The organism is Pedobacter gandavensis (assembly GCF_032678465.1).
Lineage (GTDB): Bacteria > Bacteroidota > Bacteroidia > Sphingobacteriales > Sphingobacteriaceae > Pedobacter > Pedobacter gandavensis_B.
In genome coordinates this window covers 159,979-174,527 of record NZ_JAVTSK010000010.1, presented here as the reverse complement: position 1 = coordinate 174,527, position 14,549 = coordinate 159,979, and the positions used below count along the sequence as shown (strand labels likewise).

Here is a 14,549-nt window from a genome sequence, read left to right as displayed (position 1 = left end):
CATAAGAAACTAACAAGTGTTGATAACACTGCTTTTAACGAAAAGACAACAAGAATGTTATATAAAACTTTGGTAAGTTTTAACCTCTTTGAGAAGCCAATAGATAAAGGACAGCCATTCTTACGGCAACTCCATTTTCTACCTGTTCAAGAATGATAGATTGTTTGCTGTCTGCAACATCACTGGTAATCTCCACACCACGGTTAATAGGCCCAGGGTGCATAACAATAATTTCCTTGTCGAGGTTATCCAGGATTTGCTTGTTTAAGCCATACATCATGGCATATTCCCTTTGGGAAGGGAAGTATTTGATGTCTTGTCTTTCCAGCTGGATGCGTAGCATATTGGCTACATCGCACCAGTTTAAAGCTTTGATCAGGTTGTGTTCCACTTTAACACCTAAACTTTCAATATGCTTAGGAATTAGGGTCGTAGGACCGCATACCATCACTTCTGCGCCTAATTTTTGAAGGCAAAGGATATTGGATATGGCAACCCTTGAGTGTAGAATATCACCAACTATGACTACTTTTTTACCTTCAACATCACCTAGTTTCTGGCGGATAGAGAATGCATCTAAAAGCGCTTGCGTTGGATGTTCATGTGCGCCGTCACCAGCGTTTACAATTTGCGCATTCACATGTTTACTTAGAAACTGACCAGCTCCTGCGTATGGATGTCTCATCACAACCAGATCCACTTTCATGGCCAGGATGTTGTTTACCGTATCAATCAGCGTCTCTCCTTTACTTACTGATGAAGAAGAAGCAGCAAAATTGATGGTATCTGCAGAAAGTCTCTTTTCTGCCAGCTCAAAAGAGAGTTTGGTACGGGTTGAGTTTTCAAAGAAAATATTTGCAATCGTAATGTCTCTCAAAGCAGGTACCTTTTTGATGGGCCTGTTGATTACAGCTTTAAAATTATCTGCAGTTTGTAAGATCAATTCGATATCATTTCGGTTAATATCTTTGATACCTAAAAGATGTCGGGTTGATAATTTTTCTTCTGCCATGTTATTTATTGCTTTCTGATATTAAGATTACTTTGTCTTCTCCTTCTGTTTCTTTCCAACTCACTTTCACATGTTGTGAATTTAAGCTGTCTACCTGTTGACCGATATAATCGGGTTCAATAGGTAAATGCCTTGAAAAACGTCTGTCAATCAAGACCATGAGTTCTACCCTTGCAGGTCTGCCGTAGGCCAATAATGCATCCATGGCTGCACGTATGGTACGTCCAGTCCATAATACATCATCAATTAGGACTACATTCATCCCTTCAATAATAAAATCTATGGTGTTGGTGTTCGCAGCAAGGAGTCCGTCCTTCCTTCTAAAATCATCACGGAAGAAGGTAATGTCTAAATTGCCTTTCTTAATGGTGGTTTTTTTAAGAATTTGGGACAGTTCATTTTGCACTCTATCGGCAAAATAGCTGCCTCTTGGCTGAATGCCAATTAAAACAGTATTTGAAAAATCGGTATGGTTCTCAATTAATTGATGACAAAGTCTCTTAATTGTGATCTGGAATTTCTGACCGTCTAGCAGGGTTCGTTTTTGCATTGACTAAAGGATTGGTCAAATATAGTAAAATGTTCGAACTCTGTAAAGCTGAAAGCTGAATTTTTGTAATGGAATGAAGGAAAATTAAGGCTTTTAACTATTGAAATCCTTTAAGTGTCTTATTTATAAAACTATAGATTCCGGCATGTATTTAAAATTTATCTTTGTCTAATTCCAGTATCTCAACAATGTTTAAATATGGAGATAGTTTAAAGGAAAAGCAGACAAATGAATGAAAATAGAGAACACGGACTGATATTTTTTGATGGGATTTGTAATCTATGCAATCATACTGTACAGTTTATTATCAAAAGGGATAAGTACGATTATTTTCGTTTTGCAGCTTTACAGAGTGATGCAGCAAAAGAGTGGTTAAAAACCGTAAATATTGAGCTGGAAAATACAGAAAGTTTATCAAGGAATGAGCTGAATGGAGATCCGGAGCAAGAACAAACTGTACAGTATTTAAATTCGGAGGTGCTGGATCAGGAAAAGCTAAATACCATAATGCTGCATGAGCAGGGAAAAACCTATTATCGCTCTACTGCTGCATTACGTATACTGAGAAAATTGAATGGTTTCTGGCCTTTATTATATGCTTTAATCATCATTCCGCCTTTTATCAGGGATTTTTTCTATCGGCTGATTTCAAGAAACAGGTACCGCATCTGGGGTAAACAAGAGCATTGTATGGTTCCGGATGCGGACTTAGTCTCTAAATTCTTATAATGAATACCTTTTGCTGTATTTGATCTGCATCATATCATATCTTTTGAGCTGTTGCTGGAGTCTTTCTTTAAAATTGGGAAAGTTGCGTTTTGATTTTGGACTCCATAGAACTTCACTTAAAGCATCCAGTCTTGGAAATAACATATAGTCGACTTTAGCCGGATTCGTGATGTATTCTGTCCACAAGTTACCTTGTGCACCCCAGATGTATTTTGCTTCAGCAGGAGTCAGTATTGGAGGTACAGGATCGTAATTATACACATCTGCCAATGGCAAGTATCTGGCAGCGGTTAAAGAATCGTCCTTCAGAAATTGCGAATGATTAAAATACATGAAGTTTTCTGGCGTCATGATCACCTTATGTTTTTGTTTTGCAGCGGCGATTCCACCTTTTTCCCCTCGCCAGCTCATCACAATTGCATTAGGAGCCAGGCCCCCATCTAAAATCTCATCCCAGCCAATTATGGTTTTTCCTTTGCTATTCACAAACTTTTCAATTCGATGAATGAAATAACTTTGTAATCCATTTTCATCTTTTAATCCTTTTTCCTTAATCAGTTGTTGAGAAAAAGCAGATTGTTTCCACCAGATTTTCGAACATTCATCTCCACCGATATGTACATAAGGGGAGGGGAATAAGGCCATCACTTCAGTCAGCACTTCCTCTAGAAAACTGAAAGTTTGTTCAGATGGGAGTAATACATTGTTGAATTTATTGAAGATACCCCAGGTTTCTGCTACTTTTTTTGGGAGTTTAGGTGTTGTACTCAATTCAGGATAAGCGGCGAGTACGGCCATACTATGACCGGGCATTTCAATTTCGGGAATGATGGTGATATAGCGTTCTGCAGCATATTTGATGACTTCCTTTACTTCCGCCTGTGTATAATATCCACCATGACTGATTCCGTCATTTCCTTTTCCTGGGTACAGGCCGATAATAGAGCCATCTCTCCAGGCGCCAACCGTAGTTAAGCGGGGATGTTTTTTAATTTCTATGCGCCAGCCATGGTCGTCAGTTAAATGCCAATGAAAATAATTCAGTTTATGCATGGCGAGGTAATCGATGTATTTTTTAACAAAGCTGACATCGAAAAAATGCCTGCTCACATCCAGGTGCATTCCACGATAAGCGAAGCGGGGATAGTCGATAATGTTGACTGCTCTTATCTGCAATGGAACTGGTTTAGCGGAAGGAGGGAGGAGTTGAATCAGGGTTTGGATTCCATAAAATACGCCAGTTGCCGAATTAGAACGGATGCTAATGGATTTACTTAAAACGTCTAAATGGTATTTTTCTGGATTCGTACTTTCAATTGCAGCATTTTCCCTGAAGAGATTGATCACATTCCTTCTGTTGGCATCTGCAATAGTAGTTAGTTTTAAATCCAGATAATAGTATTTTTTTATAAAGTTAATGAAGAACTCGGCGGAGGGCCTCAAACTACTATCACTGATAAAGACCAGTGTGCTGTTGTTGACGATTGTAAAATTATCTGTTACTTTTCCTACTTTCATTTCCTGAGGTTGTGGGATGATTGAAGGATTGGGGTATTGGGCAGAACTACTCAGTTGAAGACAAAGTAAAACGGCTAATATTGGAATAAAAAACTTCATATAATGGGGTACTAAAAGGGGATTAACCTTGGCAAAATAGCAAAAAAAAAGGCATCCCGGATTGGGATGCCTTTAATATATTAGCTTAAAAGATTATTTAGCTTTGTTTTTGCTTTCTTCACCTTCCATTTGCTCTTTTAATTGAGCAAGTACGCCTAGATCGCCAAGAGTTGATTTCTCAACTGAATCTTTAACTTTCTTAACTGCAGTGTTTGAAGCTTTAGCTTCTTTTTTCTTAGTAGCTCTTTCTTCAGCAACAGCTTCAGCTTTAGCCTCTTCCCAGATACGGGCATGAGAAACAACGATACGTTTAGCATCTTTGTTAAACTCGATGATTTTGAAATCATTAGTTTCTTCAGCTTTGATAGTTGTTCCGTCTTCTTTAGCCATGTGTTTAGTTGGTACGAAACCTTCTACACCATATGGTAAAGCAATAACAGCACCTTTATCAGTTACTTTAACAACAGTACCTTGGTGAATTGAATCTAACGTGAAGATAGTTTCAAAAGTATCCCATGGGTTTTCTTCTAGTTGTTTGTGACCTAAGCTTAATTTACGGCTTTCCACATCTAATTCAAGAACAACTACGTCTAATGTATCACCTACTTTAGTGAATTCGTTAGGGTGGTTAACTTTTTTAGACCAAGAAAGATCAGAGATATGGATTAAACCATCAATACCTTCTTCAATTTCTACGAATACACCGAAGTTAGTCATGTTTTTAACTACAGCAGTATGTTTGCTTCCGATTGGATATCTTTCAGCAACATTTTGCCAAGGATCTTGAGTTAATTGCTTAATACCTAAGCTCATTTTGCGTTCGTCTCTGTCTAAAGTTAATACTTCAGCTTCGATTTCATCGCCAACTTTCAAGAATTCTTGTGGGCTGCGTAGGTTTTGTGACCAAGACATTTCTGATACGTGGATTAAACCTTCAACACCAGGAATGATTTCTAAGAAAGCACCGTAATCAGCAACAGTAACAATTTTACCTTTAACTTTAGAACCAACAGCTAAGTTAGTATCTAGAGATTCCCAAGGGTGTGGAGTCAATTGTTTTAAACCTAATGCAATACGTTTTTTCTCATCATCAAAGTCAAGAACTACAACGTTGATTTTCTCATCTAAGCTCAATACTTCTTTTGGATGCTCTATGCGGCCCCAAGAAATATCAGTGATGTGAAGTAAACCATCAACACCACCTAAATCGATGAATACACCGAAGTCAGTAATGTTTTTAACAGTTCCTTCTAATACCTGTCCTTTTTCAAGTTTAGATACGATTTCAACTTTTTGGCTTTCTAAATCGTCTTCGATTAAGATTTTATGAGAAACTACTACGTTTTTAAACTCATGGTTGATCTTAACAACTTTGAATTCCATTGTTTTACCCACGTATACATCGTAATCGCGGATAGGTTTGATGTCAATTTGTGAACCAGGTAAGAAAGCTTCAACACCCATGATGTCAACGATAAGACCACCTTTAGTACGGCTTTTAACAAATCCGTTGATGATTCTGTCATTGTCAAGAGCCTCATTGATAGACTCCCATGATCTTTGGGTTTTAGCTCTTTTACGAGATAAAATTAACTGACCGTTTGCGTCTTCAGGAGCTTCCACGAATACGTCAACGGTATCACCAATTTTCAAATCAGGTGTATCACGGAACTCTGAAGTAGATACTAAACCGTCAGATTTAAATCCTACGTTTAATACTACGTCTTTGTTGTTGATAGACACAACAATACCGCTAATGATTTCACCTTGGTTGATTTGATTGAAAGTATCGGTATACATGTCTTCAAACTTTTTACGGTCTTCATCAGAGTATTTTCCGAAAACTTTATCATCTGCATCCCAATCAAAATCTTGATCTGGTGTTGCTAATGCTGATTTGATCTGTTCGATCGACACTGAATCAGCTTCTGATTCAATGGTTTCTTTCTCAGTGAGACGAGCGTCTGCACCTTGTAATTCGGCTTTTTTAGCCTCTAGTTCTTTTTCTGCTACTTGTTTTTTAGCCATTAAAATTTAATCTCCTTTTCCCGTGAGGGACTGCAAAGGTATAAATAAAATAATTTAAAGAAAAGAATTTCTTGATAAATGTTGTTGATTTAGAACAGATTGGACAGAAAATCTTTGTTTTATACTATGTAGTGAATAAAACCAGACAGATTTCCGGATCAAAAAACAGGAAGAACATCTTAATCTTATTGGGCAGGTAGCCGAAGTATTTTTTAAAGGCACTGGTGAAATGTGTCGCATGCTTATAACCCATTTTTTCGGATACTTCTGAAACCCGGGAATCGCCTTGAAGTAGCATGGCTTTAGCCTGTTCCATTTTATATTCGTTCAGATATCCATATACGGTATTCCCGTAGACCGCTTTAAATTGTTTCTTGAGGTTGAACTCATTGGTGCCTACCATATGAGCTAAAGTTCTCAATGAAAATGGACGGTCAATGTGCTGTATCAGAATTTCCCGTGCTTCCTGCATTTTGTCCAGTTCTTCCTGTTTTAAACGGGGGATAGGTTGCTGTTGCAACAATTCCAGTTGTGAAATCTTGATGGCTAGTAATTCAATGACCTTGGATTCCAGAAACAACCGTTCGCAAAAACCGGTATGGGTAGAGTTTTCAATCCCATTTAAAATGGCATTGATTTCAGGGGTGATGTGTAAATGCTGCTCAGAAAATAAAGTGACTGCTGGAGTGGTATGGAAAGCGCCCGATGAAGACTTCATTTCAGAAAAAGCATGGGATTGCAGGTGAATCGCTGCCGGATGATCTTCCGGTAAATACCTGGATAAAAAACCAGCACTAATTCCTACTGAGACAATCTCATTTGATTCATCCAGAAAATCCTGGTGAAAATTGGTATTGCTGGCAGACCAGACTAAGTTGTACTGCTGACTTTCCAACAGTGACAAGCCATATGCATCAAGTGATAACTTCCCCTTAAGCACAAAAATCATTTGATAACCTGTATGATGCGCTGAGGCTAAATTTAAATCAAGTCCATTATTCGTACTTAAGCCAGCTTTTCTTTTAGAATAGTCAATAGTAAGTTCCTTAGATCCGTAAAATGTACGGTCTTTTATTTCTCCTTTTGGCGTCATCTGTTCTCCCTTTTGCGTCATCGGCTACTGATATCTTTGCGGCGAAGTTAAAGTTATTAAGATTAAATCTTAATAGAATCTCAAAATAATATTTACATGAACAAAAAAGCTACCCTAATTATTTTCTTGTTAATGATCTCGACAAGTCTCTTTGCGCAAGTGAGGATGATCAGTGGGAAAGTGATAGATCAAAAGACTGGAGTAACCCTTCCAGGCGCAACTGTCATTCGTAAGGCCACGAACGAAGTGGTGAGTACCGATGCTACTGGTAAATATACCATTAATGCAGAAACAGGTGATTTACTGTCCTTCTCGTATACCGGTTATATCACTGTAGAATTGAAAGTAACTGCCGACAAAAATACTTTAAATGCCTATTTGGATGACTCGATACATCAGCTGTCGGAAGTTGAGGTAACGGGTGCTCTGGGCATCAAACGTCAGGCAAGAGAATTGGGAACCTCAGCACAACTGATCAGCAATGAAAGCCTCAATCAGGGTAAAGTCGTCAATCCTTTACAAGGACTGGCCAGTAAAGTTGCCGGATTGAGGATCAATATGAACGATGCCACAACAGGTAAGACCGATCAATTGGTACAAATCAGGTTGCGTGGTTCACGTTCTTTTAATGATGCCAAAAACAATCCTATATATGTAGTAGATGGGGTACCAGTTCCGGATATTGGCCGGTTAAACCCGAATGATATTGAAACTATTACGGTGCTAAAGGGTGCAAATGCAGCTGCATTATATGGCTCAGAAGGTGTAAATGGTGCTTTAATGATTACCACTAAAAAAGGAACAAGAGGTAAAGGAACAGTGAATTATTCCAATACCACTACCTTTTCAGATGTTTACCTGTTGCCACCTGCACAAAGACAATTCGGACAAGGGCAAAACGGTGTATATTCTCCAACTGAATATGAATCATGGGGACCAGCATTTGATGGAAGCATTAAAGACCTGGGCCTAAAATTACCAAATGGTGTACAGCCAACCGCATTATATGCTGCACCTTCAAAAGACAACCGCCTGGATATGTTCCAAACCGGTAGAACTTTACAGAACGATCTTTCTTTTTCCGGTGGAGATGAAAAATCTACTTACTATTTCTCCGTTCAGAATGTAAATATCAAAGGAGTGATTCCGGGTGATAAAAGCTCCAGAACAGGAGCCAGGTTTAATGGTTCCCGTACTTTCGGAAAATTAAACACTTCTTATAATGTCAATTATATTGCAGCAAATAGAAATACCACTCCAGATGGACCATGGTATAGTACTTATGTGCAACCCGCAAACCTTGACCTGAATGCGATGAAAAACTGGAGAGATCCTCTTTCAGCAGCAAATCCACTTAACTATTACACCGACGCTACTGCTGCAAAGAATCCATTTTTCTTAATGGATAACAATAGAAATACTTCAAACCAGCAAACTGTTAATGGTAAGATTGAACTGGATTATGAATTTACACCATGGTTTAATGCAATTTATCGCATTGGATTGTACAGTACTTCAGATGAAACTAGAGCCACAACAAATAAATTAGCTTCCCCTTCAGGAAACAGAAATGTGAATGGGTCCGTAAATGACGGTACTAACAACTTCCGTAGGGTAAACAGTGATTTAATCTTAAATTTCAAAAAGGATTTCGGAAAATTTACCACCAGATTATTGGTTGGACAAAACATCCGCATGGATGATTCCAAACTGATCTCGGTTGGAAGTGCTAACCTGTTGTTCCCGGATTTATTCAACCCTGGTAGCCGCGCAGGTGAATTGGATGGTGCTGCTACCATTACTAAATACAGGGCATTGGGTACTTATGCTGAGTTTACGGCCGGATACAATAACTATTTGTTCTTAACCTTAACCGGAAGAAACGATATGGTGTCGGTATTGAGCAAAGAAAACCGCTCTTATTTCTATCCTGGAGTAAGCACTTCCTTTGTATTTACAGAAGGCATCAAAGCTTTAAAAGATAATAAGGTACTTTCCTTTGGTAAGGTATTTGCCTCCTACAACAGAACAGGTAACGTAACCCTGGACCCTTATAGCTTAAATAATGCTTATTCCCAGATCAATGGCTTCCCTTTTGGTGGATTAGTAGGATTTACACCCAATCTAATCAGTCCTAACCCTCATATAGAACCAGAATTTGTTACTTCTTACGAAGTAGGTGCACAGTTGGGCTTCTTTAACGATCGCTTAAACTTAGAAGCAGCTTATGTTTATTCAGATTCTGATGGACAAATTTTTGATGCCCCAATCTCCAGCGCTACTGGTTACAACAGTACCATTGTTAACGCAGGGCGATTGACCAACAAAATCATTGAGCTTAGCTTAAGTGGTGATGTGATTCGTAAAGATAGTTTCAGATGGAACCTTGGTTTTAACTTCACACATATTAATAATAAGGTGAAAACTATTTTCGGTGGACAGGAAGAATTCAGAATGTTCAGACAGGCTTATGCGGTAGTTGGACAAACTTATCCATTGTTGAAAGTGAGTGATTACCAAAGAGACGCGCAAGGAAGAGTAATTGTGGATGCTAAAGGAAATACCACTACGATAGCCGACAGTGCGCCGCTAGGTACGATGGTCCCTCCTTATCAAATGGGCTTAAGCACAATGGTTAGCTTTAAAGGCATCAGTATTGGCGCTCAGTTTGATGCCCGTTTAGGTGGATGGTTGTATTCTGAAGTGGTCCCAAGAATGTATACCGCAGGCACACATCCGGCTACTGCAGCTTATGGTCGTCAGCCTTTTATTTTCCCTAATTCTGTGATCAACACCGGTACTGCCGCAAATCCCGTATACGTAGAAAACACCACTGTGTTATCTAAAGGAGATAAAGCATTTTGGGATGCACAAGGAAAAGTCCAGAGAAATACAGCAGCTAAGTCGGACTTCTTCAAGCTAAGAGAATTGAACATCAGCTACACCTTGCCGAAAGCATTGCTGGCCAAACAAAATGTAATTCGTGAAGCGAGTTTTGGCCTGGTAGGAACCAATTTATTCATCATCAGACATAAAAGCAATACTTATGGAGATCCTGAATCATTATACAATCAAACGGATGGTTACCTGAGTTTCAGACAAATTCCTCCAACCAGAACTTTTGGTTTTAACCTGAACGTTACGTTCTAATTTATTTAAGATATACACTTTGAAGAATAATATATAATGAAGAAAAGTATAAAAATATTCGTTTTCGCAGCCAGCTTATTCAGTCTGACTTCCTGCGAAAAATTCCTGGATGTGAACGACAATCCGAATGGTCCAACAGAACAATACCTGATTTTAAGTGCCCGCTTGCCGGGTGCGATGATCAGTACCGTAAATCAGGAAACGGTACAAATCAATCAATTGGCTGCTTTTTGGGCAGGTTACTGGGGCACAACCTCTGAAGCAACCAATAAGTTTTTTAAAGAAAAAACCTACAATGGGGTAGCCATCCGGGGAACCAGAGATGGGATCCAAATCTGGGAGGGCACTTATAACACCTTGTTATATTATCAATTGATCAAGGAGCAGGCACAAAAAGAGAATTCTCCTTTTTATTCCGGTATAGCGAAGATCATGCAAGGATGGCATTTCCTGCACCTGGTAGATATTTATAACAATGTCCCATTTGATGAAGCCTTAAACAGAACCCAGTATTTGCAACCAAAATATGAAGATGGAAAGACCGTTTATGAAAAGTCTATTGCACTGATTACTGATGGGATGAAGGATATTAAAGCTGCTGCGGCGGACCAAAGTCCGGGTAAAGCAGACATCATCTTTAGCGGCGACAAACAATTATGGGCTAAATTTGGAAATACGTTAAAATTAAGAGCATTAATTCGCCAGTCGGAAGCAAATAACGGAGCTTACATCACGGCTGAAATGGCTAAAATCACTCAGGAAGGAAGTGGATTTTTAGGTTTAGGTCAGCATGTGGCCACCAAACCTGGTTATATCAATTCTAAAGGAAAAATGAATCCTTTCTGGGAAACCAATTACAGAGGGGTAAATGCTTCGGCTACCAATCATGTGGATTTGCGCCCAACTCAATACCTGATTGATAAATACAGTAATTTGAATGATCCTCGTTTAGCAAGTTTATATACCAGCATCAACGGTACTTTTAAAGGTGTACTTTTTGGAAATCCTGTTGTGGATGATCAATATGCTGCAAAGAAAACCTCTGCCTTTAAAGGCCCAAATGAAAATGATGGAAAAGCAACCGGTTTGTTTAAAAGCTTTGATCAGGCCTCTATCTTAATGGGATCTTTTGAAAGTTTGTTCTTACAGGCAGAAGCTGCCAATAGAGGCTGGATTTCAGGATCTGATCAAACTTTCTATGAGCAGGGAATTGCAGAATCCTTCAAATATATGGAGGTAAGTGCAACAACTTTTGGAGCTTACAATGACCAGCCTGCGGTGAAATTAAGTTCAGCCCCTGCTGATCAGCGTTTAAAAAGAATTATTGAGCAAAAATGGTTAGCCCTGAACAGCATCAGTAGTTTGGAAGCCTGGAGTGATTATAGAAGATTGGGCTTCCCTAATATTCCGAATTCATTATTGGCTCCTGCACCAGAAGCAAGGCCATTAAGATTAATGTATCCGGAATCAGAACGCCAAACCAATGCGACTGAAAGCGGGAAACAAGGGAATGATGAAGTGACCGTAGGAAAAATCTGGTGGAATAAATAAGTCCGCTAAAGCGTATTGTAAATTAATTTTTAAGCACAAATCCGTAAGTATTAAGACTTAGTCTAAATAATTGCGGATTTGTTTTATATTTGTAAAAAATAGCCTTAATGAAACCAACAACACCTAAAAGCGCCTGGCAAAAAACACGTAAATTTTTTAATGATATCCATTTATGGCTCGGATTAGCAAGCGGGATCATCGTGATCCTGGTTTGTTTAAGCGGTACATTATACGTGTTTAATACAGAATTGAAGGAGATGGCCAATCCTGAATTGTATAAAGTAAATGCTCCGGCAGGGGCGAATCCAATGCCGATCGAATCATTGATCAAAAAAGTGAAGGAAAGCACTGGTGGGAAAGTTGTCTCCGTAAAAATCCCTGCTGATCCAAATAGAACTTATCAGTTCATGGTGAGGATAAAAGAAGCCGGAAAAGATAAAAAAGAAGGTAAGGCTACGAATGAAGCTATAGGGAATAAAGAACAGGCCATCGCAGTGGCAACTGTGGGAACCGCACAAATTGCTGGCAATACGCCAGAAAAAGCTCAATCCGAATCAGCTGACTTAAAAGAAGGAAAGGCTGAAACAGGAAAAGATAAAGGAAGCGCTGGAAATGAAGGTAAAGGAGGAGAGCGAAAAGAGGGCAAAGGAAAAGACGGAAAAGGAAAAGATGGCAAAGGCGGCAAACCTGAAGAAGGAAAGCGTCCTTCTGCTTTTGCCGTAAACCAATACACGGGAGAGGTTATTGGAAATATCTCTGAAGTAAAAGGTGCTACAGCTTCCCTCATGAAAACGATGTTTAGTCTGCATAGATGGTTGCTTTTAGATAAAATTGAAAAGCCGATTTTTGGAGAACTGGAAAATAGAAAATTAGGGAGTTATATTAGTGGTGCAGCTACTATATTATTTACCCTGGGGGTGATTACCGGAATGGTGATCTGGTTCCCACAGAGGATTAAATCCTGGAAACAAGGATTAAAAATCAAATGGTCTGGTAGCTGGAAACGAACAAACCATGATTTACATAATAGTTTAGGTTTTTATGCCTGTATATTTCTGTTCCTGATGGGAATTACTGGTCCGCAATGGTCCTTCCCCTGGTATAGAGAAGCCCTAAGGAAATCTTTAGGTACTTATCAACCAGAAGGATTTGAGCCACCTAAAGACCCCGCTTCTACAGTAATCGCCGGTGCCGCTCCTCTCAATCTGGGAGATTATCTTAAAAACGCGGATGCTGCATTACCGTACCAGGGCGATTATAGCATCAGCTTACCAAAAGATTCTGCTTCAGCCATTACCATTATGAAGAATAAAGTAGGTTTTTTTGCACCTGCTGCAGGGGATAAAATACTTTTAGATCAGTATACGGGAACTGTGCTTAAAACAGAGGTATTTAGCGAGAAGCCTTTAAATGAACGCATTTCAGGTTCCATCAAAGCCCTGCATTTGGGTGATGTATATGGATTGTTTACCAAAATTATCTATTTCTTTGCTTGTCTGATTGCCACCAGTCTGCCAATTACCGGGACCCTGATCTGGCTAAATAAATTAAAAAAGAAAAGAAAGAAAAAGGTAAAACAAACTCCTGCTATGCGACTTTCGGCTTAAATTTATCCCGATAATCTTTAGGTGTCATTCCGGAGTTTTTCTTGAAAAGCTGTCGGAATGTTTTCAGATCATTATAGCCGGAATCTAACATTACTTCCAGAATACTGAGGTTGGTTTGCTCTAAAAGCTTTTTAGCCGCCTCAATTCTGGTTTTTTGTAAATACTCAATCAGTGTATTTCCTGTAGCCTGCTTAAATCGGCGAACAATATTCCTCCTGCTGGAAGGGATATGTTGTAGGATATCTTCAATGGTTACGGCTTCTTTAAATGAGTTTTCAATGCAGAGTTGTGTTTTTGCAACCAGCTCATCTCCGTGATCCCTGACCGGATGAAAGCTCCCAAAATAACGCTGCTGTTCACGATTCATATCAATTGAAAATACTTTGGCGATATGTATTGCAGTGTCCCGGCTACAGTAATTGTGGATCAACATGAGCATCAAATGAAAACTACTTGTTGCGCCACCACTGGTGTAAATCCTTTCATCTACGGTAACCACCTTCTCAGGTTCAAAATAAACATCTGGGAAGCAACTAGAAAAGGCATTGCTGGCATTGACATGTGTGGTTGCTCTTTTGCCATTGAGTAGCCCGGTTGCTGCCAATAGAAAGGCACCCGTACAAAAACTTGCCAGTTCAGCACCCTTTTTATATTGTTGCTGTAACCAGGGGAGAAACTCCAGATTTTGATGAATGGCCGCGTTCAGATCCGGATGATCGAATGCCGGAATGAGGATGAGGTTTTGTTGCCCGGATTCAGATAAGCTCAGCGCCTGGTATTTTTCAAATAGATTACCTTCTGTGGCCAGTGTGGTATTACGAACTAAGTTAATTTGAAACAGAGGTTCGATGCCAGTTTCTTTATAATGATGATTTACGGTATCAAACACATCCAATATCGCGGCTACACTGAGTAAACGATATTTATTGGGGAGTAATAAAGCTACCTGTACCATTTTATTTAAGTTTTATAGCTGCAAATTAATAAAATATCTCTCATAATCAATAGGTTTAGACTTACTGTAAGCACTAATCAGTACTGAGGTAGAATTGCTATTTGCTAGGGCTTTTGTAGGGGTCTATAAGGGATGGAAAGGGGGTATCTTAGGCTGATATCAGCATCAAAGCTTCAACAGGTCCCTGTCAGTCATCCGACAAGAAATAGGTCTATAGGAATTCTATAGCCAATGTACTGCATATTCATTAAAAAAAA

Annotated in this window: 10 protein-coding genes; 4 read left to right on the top strand and 6 right to left on the bottom strand. The window is 39.2% G+C overall.

Annotation, left to right across the window (positions count from 1 at the left end; all coding sequences use genetic code 11):
• Positions 1 to 79 precede the first annotated feature (79 nt).
• Both R2Q94_RS18085 and pyrR read right to left on the bottom strand, forming a co-directional pair.
• On the bottom strand, positions 80 to 1,012 hold the full coding sequence (locus R2Q94_RS18085) for an aspartate carbamoyltransferase catalytic subunit (protein WP_316822878.1): 933 nt from the start codon (positions 1,010 to 1,012) through the stop codon (positions 80 to 82).
• A gap of 1 nt (position 1,013) precedes the next feature.
• On the bottom strand, positions 1,014 to 1,562 hold the full coding sequence (gene pyrR / locus R2Q94_RS18080; protein WP_316822877.1) for a bifunctional pyr operon transcriptional regulator/uracil phosphoribosyltransferase PyrR: 549 nt from the start codon (positions 1,560 to 1,562) through the stop codon (positions 1,014 to 1,016).
• A 228-nt stretch (positions 1,563 to 1,790) separates the two neighbouring features.
• On the opposite strand from pyrR, the gene R2Q94_RS18075 reads away from it, so the two are divergent.
• Positions 1,791 to 2,291 (top strand): DUF393 domain-containing protein, encoded by a 501-nt coding sequence (locus tag R2Q94_RS18075; protein WP_316822876.1) that lies wholly within the window; start codon positions 1,791 to 1,793, stop codon positions 2,289 to 2,291.
• On the opposite strand, the gene R2Q94_RS18070 is transcribed toward R2Q94_RS18075, so the two are convergent.
• From R2Q94_RS18070 to R2Q94_RS18060, 3 genes are all read right to left on the bottom strand, one after another.
• Positions 2,286 to 3,908 (bottom strand): beta-N-acetylhexosaminidase, encoded by a 1,623-nt coding sequence (locus R2Q94_RS18070; protein WP_316822875.1) that lies wholly within the window; start codon positions 3,906 to 3,908, stop codon positions 2,286 to 2,288. The genes R2Q94_RS18075 and R2Q94_RS18070 overlap by 6 nt on opposite strands.
• Before the next feature lie 93 nt (positions 3,909 to 4,001).
• Entirely contained in the window at positions 4,002 to 5,936 is a 1,935-nt protein-coding gene (rpsA, locus tag R2Q94_RS18065) for a 30S ribosomal protein S1 (protein WP_316822874.1), read from the bottom strand.
• Between the two features lie 124 nt (positions 5,937 to 6,060).
• A complete protein-coding gene (locus R2Q94_RS18060; protein ID WP_316822873.1) occupies positions 6,061 to 7,050 on the bottom strand; it encodes an AraC family transcriptional regulator in 990 nt (329 codons plus the stop codon).
• Between the two features lie 75 nt (positions 7,051 to 7,125).
• Here R2Q94_RS18060 and R2Q94_RS18055 point away from each other — a divergent pair, with 75 nt between their 5' ends.
• From R2Q94_RS18055 to R2Q94_RS18045, 3 genes are all read left to right on the top strand, one after another.
• Positions 7,126 to 10,179 (top strand): SusC/RagA family TonB-linked outer membrane protein, encoded by a 3,054-nt coding sequence (locus R2Q94_RS18055; RefSeq protein ID WP_316822872.1) that lies wholly within the window; start codon positions 7,126 to 7,128, stop codon positions 10,177 to 10,179.
• Between the two features lie 36 nt (positions 10,180 to 10,215).
• Entirely contained in the window at positions 10,216 to 11,730 is a 1,515-nt protein-coding gene (locus tag R2Q94_RS18050) for a SusD/RagB family nutrient-binding outer membrane lipoprotein (protein WP_316822871.1), read from the top strand.
• 107 nt (positions 11,731 to 11,837) lie between these two features.
• The gene (locus R2Q94_RS18045) at positions 11,838 to 13,337 is read left to right on the top strand and encodes a PepSY-associated TM helix domain-containing protein (RefSeq protein ID WP_316822870.1); all 1,500 of its coding nucleotides are present in this window, start codon (positions 11,838 to 11,840) and stop codon (positions 13,335 to 13,337) included.
• Here the strand turns inward: R2Q94_RS18045 and R2Q94_RS18040 are convergent.
• Positions 13,318 to 14,292, bottom strand: a complete 975-nt coding sequence (locus R2Q94_RS18040; RefSeq protein WP_316822869.1) for a GlxA family transcriptional regulator — start codon at positions 14,290 to 14,292, stop codon at positions 13,318 to 13,320. The genes R2Q94_RS18045 and R2Q94_RS18040 overlap by 20 nt on opposite strands.
• Between the last annotated feature and the right edge of the window lie 257 nt (positions 14,293 to 14,549).

What these genes read in the sequence shown, in the direction of transcription:
- R2Q94_RS18085 (WP_316822878.1), bottom strand. Translation starts at nt 1,012, where the DNA reads ATGGCAGAAGAAAAATTATCAACCCGACATCTTTTAGGTATCAAAGAT.
- pyrR (WP_316822877.1), bottom strand. Translation starts at nt 1,562, where the DNA reads ATGCAAAAACGAACCCTGCTAGACGGTCAGAAATTCCAGATCACAATT.
- R2Q94_RS18075 (WP_316822876.1), top strand. Translation starts at nt 1,791, where the DNA reads ATGAATGAAAATAGAGAACACGGACTGATATTTTTTGATGGGATTTGT.
- R2Q94_RS18070 (WP_316822875.1), bottom strand. Translation starts at nt 3,908, where the DNA reads ATGAAGTTTTTTATTCCAATATTAGCCGTTTTACTTTGTCTTCAACTG.
- rpsA (WP_316822874.1), bottom strand. Translation starts at nt 5,936, where the DNA reads ATGGCTAAAAAACAAGTAGCAGAAAAAGAACTAGAGGCTAAAAAAGCC.
- R2Q94_RS18060 (WP_316822873.1), bottom strand. Translation starts at nt 7,050, where the DNA reads ATGACGCAAAAGGGAGAACAGATGACGCCAAAAGGAGAAATAAAAGAC.
- R2Q94_RS18055 (WP_316822872.1), top strand. Translation starts at nt 7,126, where the DNA reads ATGAACAAAAAAGCTACCCTAATTATTTTCTTGTTAATGATCTCGACA.
- R2Q94_RS18050 (WP_316822871.1), top strand. Translation starts at nt 10,216, where the DNA reads ATGAAGAAAAGTATAAAAATATTCGTTTTCGCAGCCAGCTTATTCAGT.
- R2Q94_RS18045 (WP_316822870.1), top strand. Translation starts at nt 11,838, where the DNA reads ATGAAACCAACAACACCTAAAAGCGCCTGGCAAAAAACACGTAAATTT.
- R2Q94_RS18040 (WP_316822869.1), bottom strand. Translation starts at nt 14,292, where the DNA reads ATGGTACAGGTAGCTTTATTACTCCCCAATAAATATCGTTTACTCAGT.